The sequence below is a fragment of the Salmonella sp. 32082101201600294FB01SM01 genome, from assembly GCF_017572865.1.
Lineage (GTDB): Bacteria > Pseudomonadota > Gammaproteobacteria > Enterobacterales > Enterobacteriaceae > Salmonella > Salmonella enterica.
Window position 1 is genome coordinate 598,902 of sequence record NZ_JAGESB010000001.1, and the last position, 21,099, is coordinate 620,000.

20 protein-coding genes and 3 pseudogenes are annotated in these 21,099 nt (G+C 48.3%); 15 read left to right on the plus strand and 8 right to left on the minus strand.

Annotated elements, in window-relative coordinates; translation table 11 throughout:
• Positions 1 to 921 carry a glutathione ABC transporter permease GsiC gene (gene gsiC / locus J4645_RS02870; RefSeq protein ID WP_000936066.1) on the plus strand — a complete coding sequence of 307 codons (921 nt, stop codon included), beginning with the start codon at positions 1 to 3 and terminating at the stop codon, positions 919 to 921.
• A 2-nt stretch (positions 922 to 923) separates the two neighbouring features.
• Entirely contained in the window at positions 924 to 1,835 is a 912-nt protein-coding gene (gsiD, locus tag J4645_RS02875) for a glutathione ABC transporter permease GsiD (RefSeq protein ID WP_001236024.1), read from the plus strand.
• A gap of 90 nt (positions 1,836 to 1,925) precedes the next feature.
• On the opposite strand, the gene rimO is transcribed toward gsiD, so the two are convergent.
• Positions 1,926 to 3,251 (minus strand): 30S ribosomal protein S12 methylthiotransferase RimO, encoded by a 1,326-nt coding sequence (gene rimO / locus J4645_RS02880; RefSeq protein WP_023215090.1) that lies wholly within the window; start codon positions 3,249 to 3,251, stop codon positions 1,926 to 1,928.
• Between the two features lie 230 nt (positions 3,252 to 3,481).
• On the opposite strand from rimO, the gene bssR reads away from it, so the two are divergent.
• The 8 genes and pseudogenes from bssR to J4645_RS02915 all read left to right on the plus strand — a co-directional run bounded on the left by bssR (position 3,482) and on the right by J4645_RS02915 (position 10,420).
• Positions 3,482 to 3,865: a biofilm formation regulator BssR gene (bssR, locus tag J4645_RS02885; RefSeq protein WP_000259651.1), complete on the plus strand. Its 384-nt coding sequence runs from the start codon at positions 3,482 to 3,484 to the stop codon at positions 3,863 to 3,865.
• 102 nt (positions 3,866 to 3,967) lie between these two features.
• A pseudogene (locus J4645_RS22140) lies at positions 3,968 to 4,214 on the plus strand (IS4 family transposase); the annotation flags it as partial.
• 364 nt (positions 4,215 to 4,578) lie between these two features.
• Positions 4,579 to 5,094: a CoA ester lyase gene (locus J4645_RS02890; protein ID WP_001542583.1), complete on the plus strand. Its 516-nt coding sequence runs from the start codon at positions 4,579 to 4,581 to the stop codon at positions 5,092 to 5,094.
• Between the two features lie 22 nt (positions 5,095 to 5,116).
• The gene (locus J4645_RS02895; protein WP_001542584.1) at positions 5,117 to 5,866 is read left to right on the plus strand and encodes an electron transfer flavoprotein subunit beta/FixA family protein; all 750 of its coding nucleotides are present in this window, start codon (positions 5,117 to 5,119) and stop codon (positions 5,864 to 5,866) included.
• A 10-nt stretch (positions 5,867 to 5,876) separates the two neighbouring features.
• Entirely contained in the window at positions 5,877 to 6,830 is a 954-nt protein-coding gene (locus tag J4645_RS02900) for an FAD-binding protein (RefSeq protein ID WP_000157772.1), read from the plus strand.
• Positions 6,831 to 6,862: 32 nt separating this feature from the next.
• The gene (locus tag J4645_RS02905) at positions 6,863 to 7,126 is read left to right on the plus strand and encodes a hypothetical protein (protein WP_001528824.1); all 264 of its coding nucleotides are present in this window, start codon (positions 6,863 to 6,865) and stop codon (positions 7,124 to 7,126) included.
• The gene (locus tag J4645_RS02910) at positions 7,123 to 8,286 is read left to right on the plus strand and encodes an acyl-CoA dehydrogenase family protein (RefSeq protein WP_000835387.1); all 1,164 of its coding nucleotides are present in this window, start codon (positions 7,123 to 7,125) and stop codon (positions 8,284 to 8,286) included. The genes J4645_RS02905 and J4645_RS02910 overlap by 4 nt, the downstream gene beginning before the upstream one ends.
• A 448-nt stretch (positions 8,287 to 8,734) precedes the next feature.
• Positions 8,735 to 10,420 carry an electron transfer flavoprotein-ubiquinone oxidoreductase gene (locus J4645_RS02915; protein WP_001000306.1) on the plus strand — a complete coding sequence of 562 codons (1,686 nt, stop codon included), beginning with the start codon at positions 8,735 to 8,737 and terminating at the stop codon, positions 10,418 to 10,420.
• A 5-nt stretch (positions 10,421 to 10,425) separates the two neighbouring features.
• Here J4645_RS02915 and J4645_RS02920 read toward each other — a convergent pair whose 3' ends face one another.
• A complete protein-coding gene (locus tag J4645_RS02920) occupies positions 10,426 to 11,316 on the minus strand; it encodes a LysR family transcriptional regulator (RefSeq protein WP_023197647.1) in 891 nt (296 codons plus the stop codon).
• A 264-nt stretch (positions 11,317 to 11,580) separates the two neighbouring features.
• Complete coding sequence (locus J4645_RS02925; RefSeq protein ID WP_000287110.1) at positions 11,581 to 12,006, minus strand: GntP family permease; 426 nt, start codon at positions 12,004 to 12,006, stop codon at positions 11,581 to 11,583.
• A gap of 346 nt (positions 12,007 to 12,352) precedes the next feature.
• On the opposite strand from J4645_RS02925, the pseudogene J4645_RS02930 reads away from it, so the two are divergent.
• Both J4645_RS02930 and J4645_RS02935 read left to right on the plus strand, forming a co-directional pair.
• Positions 12,353 to 12,553 (plus strand): annotated as a pseudogene (locus J4645_RS02930) (IS1-like element transposase); the annotation flags it as partial.
• A pseudogene (locus tag J4645_RS02935) lies at positions 12,533 to 13,033 on the plus strand (PQQ-dependent sugar dehydrogenase); the annotation flags it as partial. The pseudogenes J4645_RS02930 and J4645_RS02935, both read left to right, overlap by 21 nt.
• Here J4645_RS02935 and J4645_RS02940 read toward each other — a convergent pair.
• Complete coding sequence (locus J4645_RS02940; protein WP_023215089.1) at positions 13,030 to 13,656, minus strand: glutathione S-transferase family protein; 627 nt, start codon at positions 13,654 to 13,656, stop codon at positions 13,030 to 13,032. The pseudogene J4645_RS02935 and the gene J4645_RS02940 overlap by 4 nt on opposite strands.
• Positions 13,657 to 13,899: 243 nt before the next feature.
• On the opposite strand from J4645_RS02940, the gene dacC reads away from it, so the two are divergent.
• Entirely contained in the window at positions 13,900 to 15,102 is a 1,203-nt protein-coding gene (gene dacC, locus J4645_RS02945; RefSeq protein ID WP_000195710.1) for a serine-type D-Ala-D-Ala carboxypeptidase, read from the plus strand.
• Between the two features lie 44 nt (positions 15,103 to 15,146).
• Here the strand turns inward: dacC and deoR are convergent, their stop codons facing one another.
• Together deoR and ybjG are read right to left on the minus strand one after the other, a co-directional pair.
• The gene (gene deoR / locus J4645_RS02950; protein ID WP_000450106.1) at positions 15,147 to 15,905 is read right to left on the minus strand and encodes a DNA-binding transcriptional repressor DeoR; all 759 of its coding nucleotides are present in this window, start codon (positions 15,903 to 15,905) and stop codon (positions 15,147 to 15,149) included.
• A 71-nt stretch (positions 15,906 to 15,976) separates the two neighbouring features.
• A complete protein-coding gene (gene ybjG / locus J4645_RS02955; protein WP_001531378.1) occupies positions 15,977 to 16,585 on the minus strand; it encodes an undecaprenyl-diphosphate phosphatase in 609 nt (202 codons plus the stop codon).
• 312 nt (positions 16,586 to 16,897) lie between these two features.
• On the opposite strand from ybjG, the gene J4645_RS02960 reads away from it, so the two are divergent.
• A complete protein-coding gene (locus J4645_RS02960; protein WP_001181284.1) occupies positions 16,898 to 18,130 on the plus strand; it encodes an MFS transporter in 1,233 nt (410 codons plus the stop codon).
• A gap of 53 nt (positions 18,131 to 18,183) precedes the next feature.
• Here J4645_RS02960 and J4645_RS02965 read toward each other — a convergent pair whose 3' ends face one another.
• Together J4645_RS02965 and J4645_RS02970 are read right to left on the minus strand one after the other, a co-directional pair.
• A complete protein-coding gene (locus tag J4645_RS02965) occupies positions 18,184 to 18,999 on the minus strand; it encodes a Cof-type HAD-IIB family hydrolase (protein ID WP_000023542.1) in 816 nt (271 codons plus the stop codon).
• A complete protein-coding gene (locus J4645_RS02970; RefSeq protein WP_000217430.1) occupies positions 18,996 to 20,207 on the minus strand; it encodes an MFS transporter in 1,212 nt (403 codons plus the stop codon). The genes J4645_RS02965 and J4645_RS02970 overlap by 4 nt, the downstream gene beginning before the upstream one ends.
• 167 nt (positions 20,208 to 20,374) lie before the next feature.
• Here J4645_RS02970 and J4645_RS02975 point away from each other — a divergent pair, with 167 nt between their 5' ends.
• Positions 20,375 to 20,995 carry a TetR/AcrR family transcriptional regulator gene (locus J4645_RS02975; protein WP_000661867.1) on the plus strand — a complete coding sequence of 207 codons (621 nt, stop codon included), beginning with the start codon at positions 20,375 to 20,377 and terminating at the stop codon, positions 20,993 to 20,995.
• Positions 20,996 to 21,099 lie beyond the last annotated feature (104 nt).

Here is a 21,099-nt window from a genome sequence, read left to right on the forward strand (position 1 = left end):
ATGCTTAACTATGTTCTCAAGCGCCTGCTGGGATTAATTCCTACGCTGTTGATTGTGGCAGTGCTGGTGTTTTTATTTGTTCATTTGTTGCCCGGCGACCCGGCGCGGCTGATAGCCGGACCGGAAGCCGACGCGCAGGTGATCGCGCTGGTTCGTCAGCAGCTGGGGCTTGATCAGCCGCTTCATGTCCAGTTTTGGCATTACATCACTCATGTTTTACAAGGCGATTTCGGTACGTCAATGGTTTCCCGCCGCCCGGTTTCTGAGGAGATCGCCAGCCGCTTTTTGCCGACGCTGTGGCTGACGATAACCAGTATGATATGGGCGGTTCTGTTTGGCATGGCGATCGGCATCGCCGCCGCCGTGTGGCGTAATCGCTGGCCTGACCGGGTAGGAATGACGCTTGCCGTGACCGGCATTTCTTTCCCGGCTTTTGCGCTGGGAATGTTGTTAATGCAGATTTTTTCCGTGGATCTGGGCTGGCTACCGACCGTGGGGGCGGATAGCTGGCAACATTATATTTTACCCTCCCTGACGCTTGGCGCGGCGGTGGCATCAGTCATGGCGCGTTTTACGCGCTCCTCGTTTGTCGATGTCCTGAGCGAGGATTACATGAGGACCGCGCGGGCGAAAGGCGTCAGTGAAACGTGGGTGGTGTTAAAACATGGCCTGCGCAATGCGATGATCCCGGTCGTCACCATGATGGGACTGCAATTTGGCTTTCTGCTTGGCGGATCGATCGTCGTCGAAAAAGTGTTTAACTGGCCGGGGCTTGGGCGATTACTGGTCGACTCGGTCGACATGCGCGACTACCCCGTGATTCAGGCGGAAGTGCTGCTGTTTTCTCTGGAATTTATTCTTATCAACTTAGTGGTGGATGTCCTCTATGCCGCCATTAATCCGGCTATCAGGTATAAGTAAGGATGCGATTATTTAACTGGCGCCGTCAGGCGATTTTACATGCTATGCCGGTGGTAAAACCCGACCAGATACGCACGCCATGGCGGGAGTTCTGGCGTCGTTTTCGCCGCCAGCATGTCGCGTTGGTCGCCGGGGGATTCGTACTGGCGTTAATTCTGGTGGCGATTTTTGCCCGCTGGCTGACGCCCTACGATGCGGAAAACTATTTTGACTACGATAGCCTGAACAATGGCCCCTCTTTGCAGCACTGGTTTGGCGTTGACTCGCTGGGAAGAGACATCTTTAGCCGGGTTCTCGTTGGGGCGCAGATCTCACTGGCGGCGGGCGTGTTCGCGGTATTTATCGGCGCGATAATCGGTACGGTGTTGGGATTACTGGCGGGATATTATGAAGGCTGGTGGGATCGTTTTATTATGCGCATTTGCGATGTGTTGTTCGCCTTCCCCGGCATTTTGCTGGCGATTGCCGTTGTGGCGGTGTTAGGCAGCGGTATTGCTAATGTGATCGTTGCGGTGGCGATTTTTTCTATTCCGGCGTTTGCACGTCTGGTGCGCGGAAATACCCTGGTCTTAAAACAGCAGACGTTTATTGAGTCTGCCCGCAGTATCGGCGCCAGCGACACGACGATTTTGTTTAGCCATATCTTGCCGGGAACGGTCTCGTCAATTGTGGTTTTCTTTACGATGCGTATCGGTACGTCAATTATTTCCGCGGCAAGCCTGTCATTTCTCGGATTAGGCGCGCAGCCGCCAACGCCGGAGTGGGGAGCGATGCTCAATGAAGCGCGGGCGGATATGGTCATCGCGCCGCACGTAGCGCTCTTCCCGGCGGTGGCGATTTTCCTGACTGTGCTGGCGTTTAACCTGTTAGGCGACGGGTTGCGCGATGCGCTGGACCCGAAGATTAAGGGGTAAGCCAGCCCGGTGGCGTTGACGCCTGGCGGGCCTGGAACGGGCTCGCCAGGTGGGGTAACACATCCGGCACCCGCGCCGGGGGAGGTGGCGTTAAACCCGACTGCCCCACAAATCATATTCGTCGGCGTTTTCCACTTTCACGCGCACGATATCGCCCGGCTTGACGTTGGTTTCGCCGTTCAAATAGACCGCGCCGTCAATTTCCGGCGCATCCGCCATGCTACGTCCGATAGCGCCTTCTTCGTCAACCTCATCGACGATCACCAGAATTTCGCGGCCCACTTTTTCTTGCAAGCGCTCAGCGGAGATTTGCTGTTGCAGTTGCATAAAGCGGTTCCAGCGCTCTTCTTTCACCTCTTCCGGCACCTGATCCGGCAGGTCATTCGCGCCTGCGCCTTCCACCGGACTGTACTTGAAGCAGCCTACACGATCGAGGCGCGCCTCTTTCAGGAAGTCGAGCAGCATCTGGAAGTCTTCTTCCGTTTCGCCGGGGAAGCCGACAATAAAGGTGGAGCGTAAGGTCAGTTCCGGGCAGATTTCGCGCCACTGCTTAATGCGCGCCAGCTGGCGGTCAACGGAACCAGGACGTTTCATCAGTTTAAGAATCCGCGGGCTGGCATGTTGCAGCGGAATGTCCAGATAGGGCAGGATTTTGCCCTCCGCCATTAGCGGAATCACATCATCAACGTGTGGGTAGGGGTAGACGTAGTGCAGACGTGTCCAGACGCCCAGTTTTGATAACTGTTCGCACAGGCTCACCATACTGGTTTTCACCGGTTCGCCATTATGGAATCCGGTGCGGTACTTCACATCTACGCCGTAGGCGGAGGTATCTTGCGAAATCACCAGAATCTCTTTGACCCCGGCATCAACCAGACGTTTCGCTTCACTTAATACTTCGCCAATCGGACGGCTGACCAGATCCCCGCGCATCGACGGGATGATGCAGAACGTGCAGCGGTGATTACAGCCTTCAGAAATTTTCAGATACGCATAATGGCGCGGCGTCAGTTTTACACCCTGTTCCGGTACGAGGCTTAAAAATGGATTGTGCTTCGGCTTCGGTACGTAATGATGTACGTGCTGCAGAACTTGCTCATAGCTATGCGGCCCGGTGATTTCCAGTACTTTCGGATGCACTTCGCGGATCTGATCTTCTTTTGCGCCCAGGCAGCCGGTGACGATTACCTTACCGTTTTCGTTCAGCGCTTCGCCAATGGCTTCCAGCGACTCTTGTACCGCGCTGTCAATAAAGCCACAGGTATTAACGATAACCATATCCGCATCGTCATAGCGTGGCACAACGTCATAGCCTTCGGTACGCAGCTCAGTCAGGATGCGTTCCGAATCAACGAGGTTTTTCGGACAGCCCAGGGAAACGAAGCCGATCTTTGGCTGGTGGGTTACATTACTCATAGCTTAAAAAATGTTCATTTATTGGAATGGTCAGGGCAGGGATTCTACAGATATCCGAACAAAAATTGTATCGCAATCTCATCGGGAGCGGCGGCATCAACCGTTGTGGTTATCAGCAAAAGGTGAAAAAGGGCAATTCTAAGAAAATTCTTGATCTCTGACACCACTTTGTCTAAAAAACGACCATACTATTAAGTTGAACCCTGGTAGAAAAGAGGAGGAAAAAAGGTATGGTCGTTGACAGACTGAGAACCGATCTTCTCAACAAGCTGATAAACGCGCGTATCGATCTTGCCGCTTATCTGCAATTGCGAAAAGCGAAGGGGTATATGTCAGTCAGCGAAAGTGACACTCTGCGTGACAATTTTTTTGAACTGAATCGCGAGCTCCACGATCACGCTTTACGGCAGGGACTGCATCTCGATCAGGAAGAGTGGAACGCGCTGCGCCGTGCCGAAGGCGCGCTTGCAGCCGCCGCCGTTTGTTTAATGAGCGGACACCATGATTGTCCGACCTTTATTGCCGTCAACGCAGATAAACTTGAAAACTGTCTGACAACTTTGACGCTGAGTATTCAGAGTCTGAAAGCACATTCACCGCTTACACAGGTCTGAATAAGGGGGAGGCGACTCCTGAGGAATCCCCAGCAAACCAGGACAGGCATAGTGTTATGTGATCTAATTGATTGCGCTAACACTTTCAAGGAAATCATCACTATGCCTGCTCGTTCATTATGCCAAAAATCCTTTAAAAATATACTGGAGCCTTTGCACCTTTACCGCCGTCAATCTCTGATTGAGGCTACCAGTGTAGTGATTAACGGTGCATCTCTTACACTTATTCAGTATTGGGCGTGATTTGTCAGGAGTAGCATCGGTCAGGCACAAGATAAAACGTATCGATCGACTTCGGGGAAAGTCTCACTTGCAGAATGAAGTTTCAGATACTTTTTCAGCGTGTTACTAAAAAATCACGGAGGGAATGACCCGGGTTGTCATGCTCTCCTATATGCCAGCCTGTTCTCCGCCAAAGGTGACTAAATTCGGTTCACCAGACAATCGTTGATGTTCTTAGGGAACGGTATAGTCGAATTCACTCCTGAAACAGGTACGGAATGTCGGCAGTTTACTATTCTGAAACGTTATTTATATCAAATAATTAAATTTTATTTTTATCTTTGTTATTGTAACAATAAATTACATGTTTCTTTCTGTTATCAGCGAACCTGAACCAATTTTAATGGGGGGTTAGATAAAAGCTAATTCAGAAAATTATTTTTTTAAGATATATTGAATTATCAGATGCTCCATTCAAATGAGAGACGAGAATGCAAACGTTAGAACGGTTTTTTCTTTTCGTTACGGGGGACCAACCTGAACGATTTGAAAAAGCAAATAGCAGTTGGGCTGATAGCGTAATCCTTGATTTAGAAAATGCGGTGTCATCTGAGAAAAAAATAATTGCCAGAGAAAATGCTCTGAATTTCATGAGTAATGATGAAAAAGTACTGATTGCTGTACGTGCAAAAATTGTAATAACTTCACGCCTGGCTGGATCATATCCTTCTGTTGACGGTATCACAACTGAATTTATGAAAAACGAGTTGACAATACAAAATGCTATTCACTCCTGTAAAATGGGGTTCAGTGGCAAGGTATGTATTCACCCTCCACAAATTTCACATGTAAACAGAGCATTCAGCTATTTAAAACAAGAAATCGAGTGGGTTCCCCAGATTATGCGACTGGCTCAATATCCCCATGGAGCGTTCAGTCATGAAGGGCAAATGGTGGATAAACCGTTACTGGAAAAAGCAAAAAGGATTTTGGCTCATAGCATTTAGTAAATATATGAAGGAGTCACCAATGAAAGCTTTAGTTTGTGTAAAACAAGTTGTCGATCATAACGTTAGAATTAGAATAAAGCAAGATCATTCTGATGTTGATATTTCTGATTCAAAACTCAGTATCAATCCATTTGATGAAATTGCAGTTGAAGAAGCAGTACGTTTAAAAGAACGGGGATTAATCAGTGAGATTGTTGTAGTGTCTATAGGAAACACAGGTGTAGGGGATGTATTGCGTACAGCACTGGCAGCAGGGGCAGACAGGGCAATACACATATTAACAAAAAACTCTCTTACACCACTAATTGTGGCCAAAACTATCACCGCTATTACCCGGAATGAAAAACCCGATATTATATTATTAGGCAAGCAAGCTATTGACGATGATTGTAATCAGGTAGGCCAAATGCTGGCAGCATTACTCGATCTTCCCCAAGCCACTAATGTTAGTGAAATTACTATTTCTGATAATTCATTAACTGCTGTTCGTGAGGTTGATGGAGGATTAGAAACGTTAAATTTATCCCTGCCTGCAGTACTCACTACAGATCTACGTCTGAATACACCGAGGAATATCAGCTTGCCGAATGTTATTAAAGCCAAAAAGAAACCTGTTAAGGAGATAGATTTCGATTCACTTGGTATTAACCCGTCATCCAGATTGACTATTATTAAAGTTGATGAGCCAGCAAGAAGGAAAGCAGGCATAATCGTTCCAGATATTAACACGCTGCTAGATAAATTAAAAAACGAAGAAAAAGTAATTTAAGGAGAAAAATATGGCTTCTTTAGTTATTGCTGAACATAACGGCAATACTCTTTTACCTTCAACACTCAGTACTATCACTGCGGCAAAAGCCATTAATAGTGATATAGATATACTTATGTTAGGATATGGTATAGAAAGTATTGCAGTTAAAGCCAGTCATATTCAGGGGATATCCACTGTATTTGTTGCTGACAGCCCACTATTCGAACACCTTCTGGCAGAGAATGTGGAAAAACAGATCAGCTATTTTTTGAATAGTGGGAAAAATCATTATCAGTCCATTCTTTTTCCTGCAAGCTCTTTTGGAAAAAACTGTGCGCCACGCTTAGCAGCAAAACTTGATGTATCTCAGATTAGTGATATTACGCGTGTCATTGATCAACATACCTTTGAACGTCCAATCTATGCGGGTAACGCTATTGCCACAGTACACAGTGATGATGAATATAAAGTGATAACTGTTCGTCCTACCTCATTTGCGGCTGCGGCTGCGGTTGCGGAAGATGAGGGAAAAGCCCCCATTGAATTTACAGAGGTTGTTCTTGGTTCAGATCAGGTAAAATTTATTAGCCAACATGTTAATAAAAGTAACCGTCCAGACTTACAATCCGCCAGAGTTGTAGTATCAGGTGGACGAGGAGTAGGAAGTGCACAGGCATTCAAAGAACTTGTTGATAACCTGGCAGATAAATTAGGCGCTGCCGTGGGGGCAAGCCGGGCTGCTGTAGATGCTGGTTATGCACCAAATGATTATCAGATTGGCCAGACCGGAAAAATCGTTGCGCCTCAACTTTATATTGCTCTGGGAATTTCTGGCGCCATACAACATCTTGCCGGGATGAAAGAGTCAGGCGTCATTGTCGCTATTAATAAGGATCCTGACGCTCCTATCTTTTCTATTGCGGATTATGGTTTGGTAGCTGATATTTTCAAAGCTGTACCTGAACTTATCGATAAATTATAAATCATATTTTTTCCTCCTTAAAGGTAACTTTTATGCAATATACCGATATTCAAATTTGGCAGCCTGGCATTCTGCGCAACACCGATTATCTTAACCCCGGTCCCGCTAAGCTGCTGGCCGCCACTCTGGATAAAGACATCAAAATCTTTAAAGAGGGGGGCGTTCTGCCAGAATTATGGCACTGGCTCTATTTTCTTCCTGTCGACCGCCAGTCAGATCTATCTGCTGATGGTCATCCGATAAAAGGTCATTTTCTACCCCCTGTTGGCGCTGGTTTATTGAGGAAAAAATTATGAAAAGTATTGAAAAGGATAAATATCAGGATATTCGTGATGCGGTTCGTTCATTATGTAGTGAATTTGATGATAAATATCACCGTAAGATAGATGAAGCAAAAGCCTATCCTGAAGAGTTTGTTAATAAACTAACCAAAGCTGGTTGGCTGGCTGCGCTCATCCCGGAGGAATTTGGAGGGTCAGGGCTTGGTTTAACTGAAGCATCTATTATCATGGAAGAGATCAATAGATCGGGGGGAAACTCTGGAGCCTGCCATGGTCAGATGTATAACATGAATACGTTGTTACGTCATGGATCCGATAAACAGAAAGAATTCTGGCTGCCACGGATAGCTACTGGTGAATGGCGCCTGCAGTCGATGGGCGTCACAGAACCCACAGCAGGTACAGATACCACCAGAATTAAAACTACAGCTGTAAAAAGAGAAGACCGGTATGTGATAAACGGACAAAAAGTCTGGATTTCACGTGTTCAACATTCAGACTGGATGATTCTTCTGGTTCGAACTACTCCGCTTGCAAATGTAAAACGTAAATCCGAAGGGATGTCTATTTTCATGGTTGATATTAAAGAAGCTATGAAAAATGGAATGACAGTACGACCTATTCCCAATATGGTCAATCATGAAACCAACGAGCTCTTTTTTGACAACCTGGAAATTCCCGAAGAAAATCTTATTGGTGAAGAGGGTATGGGTTTTCATTACATACTTGATGGTTTAAATGCAGAGCGTACCTTGATTGCGGCAGAATGTATAGGCGATGGATATTGGTTTATGGATCGTGTTACCCGCTATACCTGCGAGCGTGAGGTTTTTGGTCGTCCCATTGGTCAGAACCAGGGGGTGCAGTTTCCTATTGCAGAAGCATTTATTGCAGTGGAAGCGGCTAATCTGATGCGTTTTAAAGCGTGCGAGCTTTTTGATCAGCATCTTGATTGTGGAGCACAGGCTAATATGGCGAAATACCTTGCTGCGAAAGCCAGCTGGGAAGCAGCCAATGCCTGCTTGCAATTTCATGGTGGATATGGTTTTGCCTGTGAGTATGATATCGAACGAAAGTTTAGAGAAACACGTTTATATCAGGTTGCTCCCATATCTACCAACCTGATCCTGAGCTATATCGCTGAGCATGTGCTGGAGATGCCACGTTCATTCTGATGTCAAATCAATTGGAAAAATATTATGAAACAGTTACCTCTGTCCGGAGTCATTATAGTCTCGATTGAACATGTCATTGCCGCTCCCTTCTGTACCCGACAGTTGGCTGATTATTTCTCGCGGGTAACTATAATAGAATGCCAAGAAAATAGGGACTTTTCCTGCAATTATGATGAACGGCTTAAAAATGATTTGTGTATATTATTTTTCATCTGAGGGAGAAAGCTAAATATAAATGTTATGGAATGCTTCATCATCACCGACATTTTTTTAATAGTTGATAACTGGCTATATAGTCTTATAGGCACCTTTTTCTAAGGTTGAACATTCCTATACCATTTCATCTGTTTTATCACTATGATATTTATTTCATTGGTTACAATATGAATGCAATTTTATTTACATAATATAGCTGTTCCTACGGTGCTGAAAAATTAAGGAGTTAATAATGAACGATACACTTTCTAATACCCAGCAATCACGTGAGACAATAGAATGTGATGTTCTTATTGTGGGAGCAGGACCCGCCGGATTATCTGCAGCTCTTAAACTTAAATTACAGGCAAATGACGCAGGAAAAGAACTGTCCATTATCGTCCTTGATAAAGGAGCTGAGCCTGGTTCTCATATTCTCAGTGGGGCAGTCATGGATCCCCGAGCGCTGAATGAACTAATTCCTGATTGGCAGGAAAGAGGCGCACCCATTAAACAGCCTGTTACTCAGGATAAATTACTGTTACTGACGAATGAAAAATGTATTAATTTGCCGGATGCATTGATTCCTGATAATTTTCGCAACCATGGAAACTTTATCGTAAGCCTCGGTAATCTCATTAAATGGCTCGCCGGTCAGGCAGAAACGTCAGGCGTGGATATTTATGCAGGCTTTTCGGCAACTGAGATACTGTATGATCAGGATACTAACATTATCGGTGTAGTAACTGGTGATATGGGACGTCATCGGGATGGCAGCAAGAAAGAGGGGTTCCAGAGTGGAATAGAAATTCTGGCAAAATATACAATTTTTGCCGAAGGGGCCCGCGGTAGTCTGGCTAAAGAACTGATCAAAAAATTTCATCTTGATACAGGCAAAGCACCCCAGAGTTTTAGCATAGGCATAAAAGAGTTGTGGGAGGTTCCATCAGACCAGTCCCACCCGGGGCTTGTAATTCACACCACAGGTTGGCCTCTGGATAAAGAGTCGTTTGGGGGTGGGTTTCTCTATCATCTTAATGATAATAAAATTGCACTAGGTTTGGTTGTGGGACTTGATTATTCAAATCCCTGGTTAAGCCCTTTTCAGGAAATGCAGCGCCTGAAAACACACCCTTCTATACGCAAATACATTGACCGGGGTAAGCGTATTGGTTATGGCGCAAGAGCAATCAATAACGGCGGGATTGCGTCTATGCCTGATCCCTGTTTACCTGGTGGTCTGCTGATTGGTTGTAATGCCGGTACGCTCAATGCAAGTAGAATCAAGGGCATCCATACAGCTATCAAAAGTGGCATGATAGCGGCTGACGCTATATTTAATGCTTTGCTGGACAACAGGAAAAACGACATACTGACAGAATATCAAACATTACTGCGACAGAGCTGGCTTTGGCAGGAACTGGAAAATGGTAGTAATTTCAAACCCTGGTTTAAAAAAGGGCGTGTGATAGGTTTTATCATGACTGGCATTGAGCATTGGCTGCTTCCCCGAATGGGTATAAAAAAAATCCCCTGGCGTGTAAAAAATAACCGACCGGACAATATCACTCTGCAACCGGCCAACAAAAGCCAGAAAAAACTGTACGACAAACCTGACGGTAAACTGACGTTTGATATTTTGTCATCCGTCTATCTCAGTAACACCTGGCATGATGACGACCAGCCAGTACATTTGAAAATCAGTGATCAGAATATCCCTATATCCATTAATCTGGATATTTATGGTGGCCCCGAAGAACGATATTGCCCTGCCGGAGTATATGAATTTTTACAGGATAGTGAAACACAAAACATGCGTCTGCAAATAAATTCACAGAACTGTATTCACTGTAAAGTTTGTGACATTAAAGATCCTAAACAAAATATAACCTGGACTACGCCTGAAGGTGGCAACGGACCAAATTATACAGGGATGTAACGCTATCACTCAGTCTGAGCTGTGAGCATAGTAACCAGTTTTTGTGTGAAGCCGGGTAATTTGTCAAAGCTTCTGGCGCAGATTTGTAATTTTCTTAATGACCAAAATTCATCAAGATCAATAATCGAAAATTCATGCAACTGACGCAAACGGGATGCAGCAGAGTGAGGCATTATACCAATGCCCACTTTTGCTTCAACCATACGGCAAAATGTTTCAAAGTTGCCGACCTGTATTCTAATTTTCAGTTTAGATGGTACTAGTTCTGCCTTTTTTCGGATAAATTCAAACATTCCTGTCCCTTCAGGCAGGCTGATTTGTTCATATTGAATTAATTCATGAAAGGTCACGCTTTTTCTGTCAGCAAAGGGATGGTCTGTCGCGGTGATAAGCACTAGCCTATCAGTACGGAACGGCAGTATTTCAAGATTATCTGTTGTAATATTACCAGCAACAATTCCGAGATCAGTTTTCCCCTCAATAACAGAACGTACAATTTCCGGACTTGGATACTCCCTGAAATCAATATTCACATCGTTATATAGTGTAAGGAAATGGCTCAACAATGGGGGGAGATACTCTGCAATAGCAGTTATACTGGAAAATATTCTGACATGTCCTTTGATGCCTTTAACATGCTCCTGCATATCGCTACGTAACATTTCCATCTGATTCACAATAAGGCTGGCGTGGTGTTTAAATGTTTCACCAGCAGAGGATAACGTTATCCCCTTGCTACTACGATACAGCAATCTCAGATTGATACTCTGTTCAAGATTACGTATACGCACGCTACCAGATGCGGCAGACATGTAAGTTTTTTCCGCTCCACGTGTTAAGCTCCCTTCTTCACTGATAGCAAGGAATAATTTTAAATCTTTTATATCAAAGTGCATCGTTGTGGCTCATAATTAACGTATAATACAGTGTGCTGCTTTTTTATAGACTCAGTCAGACTGAGTATTTCGGCCTATCCGAATTCCTGTCACGTCGAGATAACTACAAAATGTAGGCTGACGGTGTCACCGCCCTACCATGATCCGGGGCGGATCTGGTAGGACGCTGGTGACCGCTGACAGGGGGTCAGGTCAGACATATTGTCGGAACCGTTGTAACGTAGATGCTAATACCTGCTCCCCGTGGTCATCAGGTTAACCCGTTTACAGCGGTTTTTTCAGCCCCGGCAGATTTATCATAAACTGATCACCGTAAATATGTGGAATCAGCCAAGTAAAGAACAGATTGGCAAACGCCACCACAAACAATGATACGCCTCCATAGGTCAATAAAGCGCATACAAGAATAATCATCGGCATGGCTTTGTTCTGGCCCACCATACAGGTCACAGCACTGACAATTGAGTAGTAAAAACCAGCAAATTCAATCAGCTTGCCAAATACTGCACCCAGCAGAAAGACAGGAAAATAAAGTTTTACAAAACCGATCAACTTATCCATAAATATATCACTGAAAACCGGGGCGACCGTCACTGGACGGGTGAACAGAACTGCGCCAAGTGCTACCAGCGGAGCAAAAAGGATCACACTGTAACCACGATAAGCGACCAGCATCAGTAATGAATACATTCATTGTCTTATCTCGCTTGCATGACTACCCATTTTATCCATGTTATGCAACAGCTTGTGTCATATTTTTCTGATCTCCATTTTAGATCAGACAGGCTATTACTCAGGGATTCCGGCGCGAAGAATGGAACATACTCTAAAAAGTACTCGGCGGATTCAAGTCGGTATCACTCCGTTAATAATCTTTATTCTCGACCCGCTGCATGTTGATTTTACGGTTAAACGCCGTTCTCTTATTCATCGCAGGAGTAAACCATCATGACATGCAGTGAAATCCCCAGAAAACGATCATGTATTCAATCGGTGATTATCGTTTCGAATACCGACTTTTATCGCAGGATTTATGATGGTTAAAGTCGATGTGAAATGCCCGTTTTGCGCGCAAACGGCATCCGTTAAAAAGTATGGTCCGGGGAGTGCAGGGTACCAGCATTACCGCTGTCAGGCATGTTGCCGCAGCTTTCAGGTCGACTATGAATACCGCGCCTGTCAGCCCGGCATGAAAGAGCAGGTTGTTGATCTTGCCATGTACAATGCCGGTATTCGTAATCCGCAGGGGCTGGCCATCAATCCCTGGAGCGGCGCGCTATGGCTGCATGAACACGGTCCGCGCGGCGGCGATGAAATTAACATCCCGGAAAAAGGCAAAAATTATGGCTGGCCGCTGGCCACATGGGGCGTCAACTATAGTGGTCTGAAAGTGCCGGAAGCCAAAGGTGAAATTGTCGAGGGAACGGAACAACCGGTTTACTACTGGAAGGATTCTCCGGCGATCAGCGGGATGGCTTTTTATGCCAGCGACGTTTTTGCGCCGTGGCGGCACAAACTGTTTATCGGCGCGCTAAAAGATAAAGAGGTCATTGTGATGCGCGTCGATGGCAATACGGTGACGGAAGAAGGCCGTATTCTGGGTGACAGAAAGCAGCGTGTTCGGGATGTGCGTGTCGGACCTGACGGCTACTTATATGTGTTAACCGATGAGTCCGACGGGCAGTTACTCAAGGTAAGTCCTGCAGCCACGCGTTAGGTCACCGGGATCATCACCACTTTGCGAAACGCTGGGCGCTCGGTAAGCTGCTGATACCAGCGCTCCAGATTCGGGCGCGGCGTCCATTTCAGACCCACGTTCAACAAGTTATAGACGAAAGGCGCAATAGCGATATCACCGGTGCCAAAGTTATCTCCGGAGAACCACGGCTGGTGGGCCAGAGCATCATCAAGAAGCGCAAACAGGCTGTCACACTTTTCGATACCAGCTTCAATTGCCGCCTGGTCGCTTTTTTCCGGCGGGGTTCTGACCAGACCCATCAGGATCACGCGGTGCGCCGGGCTTAACGTTTGATTCGCCCAGTCCATCCATTTTTCGCCCTCCGCACGCCGCGCCGGATTATCAACCCATAGCCGGTTCTGGCCGTATTGCGCCGCCAGATAGCGGACAATGGCATTGGATTCCCACAATAACAGGTCGGTTTCATCATCTTTAAGCAGCGGCACCAGCCCATTAGGATTCATCGCCAGATAGTCGGCATCCTGGTTAACGCCGAATTTTCCGCCTGCCAGAATTTGATCGTATGGCAGTTCCAGCTCTTCAAGCGTCCACAACACTTTTTTAACATTAGTCGAGTTGTTCCGGCCCCACAGCGTAATCATATTAACCCCTTCTGTTTTATCAGGATGATGACAGTAATCGGCCTACCGTGAGATAAACCTAACATTTACACAATGGTCTGTAAAAAAATCGTTATGAAGGAAGCGTAACGGGATGTTATTGCATAAACTTTAAAAACTTTACCAAGTTACGGTTTCTTTAACGTCGTGAGTGCGTTATTACTCACCGCACTTATTACACGGTGGTGTGACGTGTGTTTTTGGAATGGATACTCGGGTGGTACTATGACGCAATACGCTTCTTCCCTTCGTAGCCTCGCGGCAGGTTCGGTTCTCTTATTCCTTTTCGCTTCGCCTGTAAAGGCAGAGGAACAAACGATCGCGCCGCCGGGCGTTGATGCGCGAGCCTGGATCTTAATGGATTACGCCAGCGGTAAAGTACTGGCGGAAGGCAATGCCGATGAGAAACTCGACCCTGCCAGTTTGACAAAAATTATGACCAGCTACGTGGTGGGCCAGGCGCTGAAGGCAGGGAAAATCAAGCTGACCGATATGGTGACGGTGGGCAAAGATGCCTGGGCGACGGGGAACCCGGCGCTACGTGGGTCGTCGGTGATGTTTCTGAAGCCAGGCGATCAGGTGTCGGTTGCGGATCTTAATAAAGGCATCATCATTCAGTCAGGTAATGATGCCTGTATCGCGCTTGCCGACTACGTCGCCGGAAGCCAGGAGTCCTTTATCGGCCTGATGAACGCCTATGCGAAACGACTGGGGTTAACGAATACAACCTTCCAGACGGTACACGGTCTTGATGCGCCAGGGCAGTTCAGTACCGCTCGCGATATGGCGTTGCTCGGCAAGGCCTTGATTCACGATGTGCCTGACGAATACGCCATTCATAAAGAGAAAGAATTTACTTTTAATAATATTCGTCAACCGAACCGCAACCGCCTGTTGTGGAGCACCAATCTGCATGTCGACGGCATGAAAACGGGGACAACGGCTGGCGCAGGGTATAACCTTGTCGCCTCCGCCACCCAGGGCGATATGCGCCTGATCTCTGTCGTGCTGGGGGCGAAAACGGACCGTATTCGTTTTAATGAGTCAGAAAAACTGTTGACCTGGGGTTTCCGCTTCTTTGAAACGGTCACGCCGATTAAACCTGACGCGACATTCGTGACGCAACGGGTCTGGTTTGGCGATAAGCCTGAGGTCAATTTGGGGGCGGGCGATGCGGGGTCTGTGACGATTCCGCGTGGGCAGCTTAAAAACCTGAAGGCCAGCTTTACGTTGAACGAACCACAGCTCACGGCGCCGTTGAAGAAAGGGCAGGTTGTCGGCACCATCGATTTCCAGCTTAACGGAAAATCCATTGAGCAACGCCCGTTAATGGTGATGGAAAACGTCGAGGAGGGGGGATTTTTCAGCCGGATGTGGGATTTTGTGCTGATGAAACTCCATCAGTGGTTTGGCAGTTGGTTCTCGTAAAATAACCCCGTTGCCGGGTGCGCGTCGCATCCGGCAACGGGCGGTTAATACATCAGAGTAATTTGTTGCGCTTTAGCGTAGGCCACAAAGGCCTCATCGGGACGGCGGTCGCTGATAATCGTATCAAAGCGTGATAGTTCCCCCATCCGCGCCGGACGTACCTTGCCGAATTTACTGTGATCCACCACCAGTACATGGCTCTGTGCCATTGTCATGGCCCAATGTTTTACCGGCAGCTCTTCCAGATTAAAGCAGGTAGCGCCTTTACTGGTATGAACGCCGGCGGCGGAATAAAACGCGATATCCGGACAAATATTGTTTAACGTTTCATGGAAATCAAGCGGTTTGAAAATGGCGTTGCTGGCGTGAAACTCCCCGCCGCTGAGGATGGCGCGGCAATGGGGTTTGTCCTGCAGCGCCAGAAAGGTATTAAGTGAATAGCACACCGCCGTAAAGGGAAGGTCATTATCAATGGCTTCAATGATCCACGGCGTGGTGGTGCCACAGTCAATAAATACCGTCTGATGCGCTTGTACCAGGCCCGCAGCCAACTGAGCGGCTCGGCGTTTTTCTTCCACCAGACGAGATTTTTGATCGCTTAACAGATAATGACTGGCGCTGCGGGGCTCCAGTACGATATAGCCGCCCAGCAACACGACAGGCGCGCTTTTATGGTTCAGGTCGCGACGAATGGTCATTTCAGAGACGCCCAACAGGGTCGCGGCTTCTTTAAGGTGAAGTTTATCGCTGCGTTTTAAGGCCTGCAGCAATTGACCAATACGCTCGTCGCGTCGCGTTTCCATAGTTCCCCTGGAGAGTTAAATAAGCGCTCCGCACCATACAGAGCGCTTAATATTACTCTTTTTTTCGCTGTTTAGTCACGTACCCAGCCTTTTCGAATGGGCAACGCGAAACAGAAACGGTAACAACGTTGCAGCGCCTGGTAGAGCGGCGCGCCGTACCATTGCCAGATCAGCTGTGCGCTCAGGCAGCCAAGCATCGCTACCAGCAGCGCGCCAATCATATCTAACGGCCAGTGTACGCCGAGATAGACGCGCGACCAGGCGATGGTAATAGCTATCGCCATCATCACGATGCCTGACCAGAGGCGGTGCCAGAACAAAAACGCCAGCGCAAAGGTAAAAATCACCGTACCGTGATCGCTGGGGAACGAGTCATCGGCGGCATGATGCAGGAAGTTATAGCCGATATGATCGACAAACGGACGGTCGTGCGGGAAAAGGTGTCCCATTGTCCAGGAGACCGCCAGACTGATAATCAGCGCGATGCCGATTTTAACGATCAGCTGACGCTGGGCGCAGACCCGATCGCGGGGACCCCACAGCCAGAGTACCACGGCTAAGAGCGGGACGATGTTGATGACATCTTTGGCGATAAAGATAGCGAGCGAAATTGTCCACTGCGCGGAATCAGGCGTGGCGTTAATAAAATAAAACAGCGAGTTGTTAAGGTTTTCCAGCATAACATCCAGGCTCGGAGCAATGAAATCAAAAGGGATAGCCAGCTCATCCCCGTGCAAACTGAGCATAAATGCAGCGTAACAGGGAGGAAAAGCAGTATTGTCTTATTTGGCGGCAACATGAAGAGATTTAAGACAATGGCATAAAATAATGTCGATGATAACGGCGCAAACTTAAATTAACCTTAAAGTACGCAAGCGCTAAGTGGCTTTCTGTAAAAATGTGCGCTATTTCCCTTGCAGCCTCATAATTCGCTATCTCAGTTCCCCGACTTTCATTACACTCTGCGCGGTTTTTATTGGCGAAGAGATGGTATGCAGAATCGTTTACAATCAGGCGGCAGGCTGGGACGTCAGGCGTTGCTTTTTCCTCTCTGTCTGGTGCTGTACGAATTTTCTACTTATATTGGCAACGACATGATCCAGCCGGGTATGCTGGCGGTGGTTGAGCAGTATCAGGCGGGCCTGGACTGGGTTCCGACATCCATGACCGCTTATCTGGCGGGCGGTATGTTCTTACAGTGGCTGCTTGGCCCGTTGTCTGACCGGATTGGCCGTCGTCCCGTGATGCTGGCGGGCGTCGTGTGGTTTATTGTCACCTGCCTGGCGACGTTACTGGCGAAAAACATCGAACAATTTACCTTCCTGCGTTTTTTGCAAGGGATTAGCCTGTGTTTTATCGGCGCTGTAGGGTATGCCGCGATTCAGGAATCCTTTGAGGAGGCGGTGTGTATAAAAATTACCGCGCTGATGGCGAACGTGGCGTTAATCGCGCCGCTACTGGGACCACTGGTTGGGGCGGCATGGGTGCATGTTCTGCCGTGGGAGGGGATGTTTATTTTATTTGCCGCACTGGCCGCTATCGCCTTTTTCGGGCTACAGCGCGCAATGCCGGAGACCGCCACGCGGCGGGGCGAAACGTTGTCATTTAAGGCGCTGGGCCGGGATTATCGGCTGGTGATAAAAAACCGGCGGTTCGTCGCAGGGGCGTTAGCGCTGGGATTTGTCAGCCTGCCGCTGTTGGCCTGGATTGCGCAGTCGCCAATTATCATCATTAGCGGCGAACAGCTCAGCAGCTATGAATATGGTCTGCTACAGGTGCCCGTTTTTGGCGCGCTCATTGCCGGTAATCTGGTGTTGGCGCGTTTAACCTCCCGACGTACGGTTCGCTCGCTGATCGTGATGGGCGGCTGGCCTATCGTCGCGGGGCTGATCATCGCCGCGGCGGCGACGGTGGTTTCATCCCATGCTTATTTATGGATGACGGCGGGATTAAGCGTATACGCTTTTGGCATTGGGCTGGCGAATGCCGGACTGGTGCGTTTGACGCTCTTTTCCAGCGATATGAGTAAAGGAACGGTCTCGGCGGCGATGGGAATGCTACAAATGCTGATTTTTACCGTTGGCATTGAAGTAAGTAAACATGCCTGGTTAAGCGGCGGCAATGGGCTATTTAGCCTGTTTAATCTGGCAAACGGTATTCTTTGGCTACTGCTGATGCTGGTCTTCTTAAAAGATAAGCGGACGGGGAATTTGCAAACAGTCTGAGAGAGCGGCTACGCCTGATAAGCTTTCTGTTATCAGGCATAGAGAGGTATCCGCTAGACGTTGAACGGCGGCTCGTTGTTTAATACGCTGTCGATAATATCCAGCACGCCTTCCTGGTTGTTCGATCCGGCGCGGTATTTCGCCGCCGCCGCGACCGCTTCGCTGGCGTGCGACATGGCAAAACTAAACCCGGCCTGACGCAGCATCTCAATATCGTTGCCGCCGTCGCCGAAGACCACCACTTCACTATCATGAATGCCCCAGCGCTGCTGTAACAGACGCAGGCCGTTGGCTTTATGCACGCCGGGAATTATTAAATCAATACTGCCATAGCCGGTATGAACAGGGACCATGATATCGCCAATGGCGTCGTGCAGCGCCGCCTGTACTTCCGGTATCCGTTCATCGGTAATATTAAGGCCGAATTTGAAAAAGACATCGTTGATATTATTAAAATTATCCACAAACTCCAGACGATGATAATACATTGCCGCAACGGCTTTTAACGCATCGTTATACCGTTTCAGCGTGTAGGCGCTGTTTTTTCCACAGGCGATAATCTCCACATCGGCGCGTGTGAGCAGGTGTTCGACAACCGTCTGGAAGTCGGCTTTTGTCAGCTCGCCGTTAAAAATATCCTCTCCTTCGCTGACCACCCAGCCGCCGTTTTCCGCGACAAAAGCGATTTCGTGCGCAATTTCCGGAAAGAAGGAGATTAACTGGTAATACTGGTTGCCGCTGGCCACGACAAAGCGAATGCCTTGCCGCTTCATGTGTTGGTACTGCGCCATAAACCGGTCACGGTTATAGGTTTTTTGATCGCTCAGAAAAGTGCCGTCCATGTCGACGGCGATTAATTTGATACTCATGCGTTATGCTCCATCACCGGTTGCGGAGTCGATACAGGTTTGGCGACGGCCTTCGCCACCAGCGCCGCCAGAATAACCAGCGCCAGCACAACCATCATGGCGCTGCGTAATCCATAGTGCTCTCCCAGATAGCCCAACAGCGGCGGCCCGACCAAAAACGCCAGATAGCCGGTCGTGGCGACAACGCTCACGCGCGTCGGCGCGTCGGGACCGGTATCGCTGGCGGCGGAAATGGTCAGCGGGAAGCCGAGCGAAGCGCCTAAGCCCCAAAGAATGACCGAGACGCCGGCAACCCAGTCGCTATCGACAAAAATAATCAGACCAATGCCCAGCGCTCCCATCAACGCGCTGGCGCGAACAACCGTCACCCGGCTATAGCGGTCAATAAACCAGCCGCCGGTAAAGCGGCCAACGGTCATACCTAGCGTGAAACCGGCGTAGATCAGAGAGCCGGAGGTTGGGCTAAAACCGTGTCCGTCTACCATCAGTAGCGGCAGCCAGTCATTCGCAGAGCCTTCGGCGAATGCCATTGCCAGCACCACCACGCCAATAAGCAAAAGCTGGATGTCCCGATAAAAAGGTAATCCTTTTTCCTGAAGGTGAGCATCTTCCGATGCGTTTTTACCCGTACCGTCAGGGATCGCCCGAATGGCGATAAAAATGGGCGCGATCGCCACGGCAGCCGCGAGGATGATATGGATGTTAGCCGGGACGCTTAATGCGGTTAACGCCATGCCGACACCAGCGCCCGCCAGCGTGCCGAAACTGTAGAAACCATGCATCATCGGCAGAACGGTTTTATTCAGCTCGCGTTCGACCGCCGCGCCTTCGACATTAATCGCCACTTCGGCGGCGCCAAAACTGGCGCCGAAAACGGCTAATCCAAGGGCAAAAATCAGCGGCGAGGCGCACCACAGCGCGACGCTAAGAATAACCATCCCGGTTACTGCGCAGGTCATCGTCGTGCGAATAACCTTTCGGGTGCCAAATCGTTTCACCAGCCAGGCGGAACAAAGAATACCGCTCATTGAACCGATAGAAAGCCCGAATAAGACCGCCCCCATTTCCGCGGTAGAGACGGAAAGAATATCCCGAATAGCAGGCGTTCGGGTTGCCCAGGAGGCCATCAGCAGTCCGGGTAAAAAGAAGAACATAAACAGCGCCCAGGTACGGCGTTTTAAGGCGTTACGTGAGGAGAGGACGGTCATAGCGTCAGGCCAGAAAATAGAAGCGAGAGGTAAACATTAGCAAGCTTGTGTACATTTGTACATATCGTCGTCATACTTCGTTGTGCAGACAGTTTTTACTGTCTATTTTTTCAGCGTAAGCGGCAGGTTACTATAGCCTGCATCCTGAATGAGATGTGGAACTCATCATGAAAGAAAATGCCGTAAGACGCGCCAATGATCCTAAGCGACGGGAAAAAATAATTCAGGCCACACTGGAAGCGGTAAAGACCTATGGCGTTCATGCCGTGACGCACCGGAAAATCGCCGCTATCGCTCAGGTGCCGCTTGGCTCGATGACCTACTATTTTGCCGGTATGGATGCGTTATTGAGTGAAGCTTTTACACTTTTCACCGAGAACATGTCGCATCAATACCAGGACTTTTTTGCGCAGGTGACGGATGCGGAGGGGGCGTGCCAGGCGATAACGGAAATGATTTACGGCTCGCAGGTTACGACGCCGGATAATATGGCGTTAATGTATCAGTTATATGCCTATGCCAGCGATAAGCCAGCGTTAAAAATAGTCATGCAAAACTGGATGCAACGTAGCCAAAATACGCTGGCGCAGTGGTTTGACGCGCAGACCGCCCGCGCGCTGGATGCGTTTATCGAGGGGATGACGTTGCATTTTGTGACGGATCGAACGCCGCTGGCGCGTGAAGCGATTTTACAGATGGTAAAGCGAATCGCCGGAGAGTCAATGTCGTGTCACTCTGCGTCGGGCAACAAAAAACCCACCAACCTTGAACCGAAATGGCGGGGTTGATGGGCTCCACAAAATGGGGACATCAAAGAAAAGCAGTGGCAATAGGTATGACTGATGCTTTAACGAAAAGTTCGACCTATTGGCAAAATTTTTTCACTTAAAGG

Excerpts from the sequence above, each read along its gene's own strand:
- rimO (WP_023215090.1), bottom strand. The coding sequence starts at position 3,251 with ATGAGTAATGTAACCCACCAGCCAAAGATCGGCTTCGTTTCCCTGGGC.
- J4645_RS02960 (WP_001181284.1), top strand. The coding sequence starts at position 16,898 with ATGCAGAATCGTTTACAATCAGGCGGCAGGCTGGGACGTCAGGCGTTG.
- J4645_RS02915 (WP_001000306.1), top strand. The coding sequence starts at position 8,735 with ATGAACGATACACTTTCTAATACCCAGCAATCACGTGAGACAATAGAA.
- J4645_RS02970 (WP_000217430.1), bottom strand. The coding sequence starts at position 20,207 with ATGACCGTCCTCTCCTCACGTAACGCCTTAAAACGCCGTACCTGGGCG.
- J4645_RS02895 (WP_001542584.1), top strand. The coding sequence starts at position 5,117 with ATGAAAGCTTTAGTTTGTGTAAAACAAGTTGTCGATCATAACGTTAGA.
- J4645_RS02905 (WP_001528824.1), top strand. The coding sequence starts at position 6,863 with ATGCAATATACCGATATTCAAATTTGGCAGCCTGGCATTCTGCGCAAC.
- deoR (WP_000450106.1), bottom strand. The coding sequence starts at position 15,905 with ATGGAAACGCGACGCGACGAGCGTATTGGTCAATTGCTGCAGGCCTTA.
- J4645_RS02890 (WP_001542583.1), top strand. The coding sequence starts at position 4,579 with ATGCAAACGTTAGAACGGTTTTTTCTTTTCGTTACGGGGGACCAACCT.
- J4645_RS02940 (WP_023215089.1), bottom strand. The coding sequence starts at position 13,656 with ATGATTACGCTGTGGGGCCGGAACAACTCGACTAATGTTAAAAAAGTG.
- gsiC (WP_000936066.1), top strand. The coding sequence starts at position 1 with ATGCTTAACTATGTTCTCAAGCGCCTGCTGGGATTAATTCCTACGCTG.
- J4645_RS02900 (WP_000157772.1), top strand. The coding sequence starts at position 5,877 with ATGGCTTCTTTAGTTATTGCTGAACATAACGGCAATACTCTTTTACCT.
- J4645_RS02975 (WP_000661867.1), top strand. The coding sequence starts at position 20,375 with ATGAAAGAAAATGCCGTAAGACGCGCCAATGATCCTAAGCGACGGGAA.
- ybjG (WP_001531378.1), bottom strand. The coding sequence starts at position 16,585 with ATGCTGGAAAACCTTAACAACTCGCTGTTTTATTTTATTAACGCCACG.
- bssR (WP_000259651.1), top strand. The coding sequence starts at position 3,482 with ATGGTCGTTGACAGACTGAGAACCGATCTTCTCAACAAGCTGATAAAC.
- gsiD (WP_001236024.1), top strand. The coding sequence starts at position 924 with ATGCGATTATTTAACTGGCGCCGTCAGGCGATTTTACATGCTATGCCG.
- J4645_RS02925 (WP_000287110.1), bottom strand. The coding sequence starts at position 12,006 with ATGTATTCATTACTGATGCTGGTCGCTTATCGTGGTTACAGTGTGATC.
- dacC (WP_000195710.1), top strand. The coding sequence starts at position 13,900 with ATGACGCAATACGCTTCTTCCCTTCGTAGCCTCGCGGCAGGTTCGGTT.
- J4645_RS02965 (WP_000023542.1), bottom strand. The coding sequence starts at position 18,999 with ATGAGTATCAAATTAATCGCCGTCGACATGGACGGCACTTTTCTGAGC.
- J4645_RS02910 (WP_000835387.1), top strand. The coding sequence starts at position 7,123 with ATGAAAAGTATTGAAAAGGATAAATATCAGGATATTCGTGATGCGGTT.
- J4645_RS02920 (WP_023197647.1), bottom strand. The coding sequence starts at position 11,316 with ATGCACTTTGATATAAAAGATTTAAAATTATTCCTTGCTATCAGTGAA.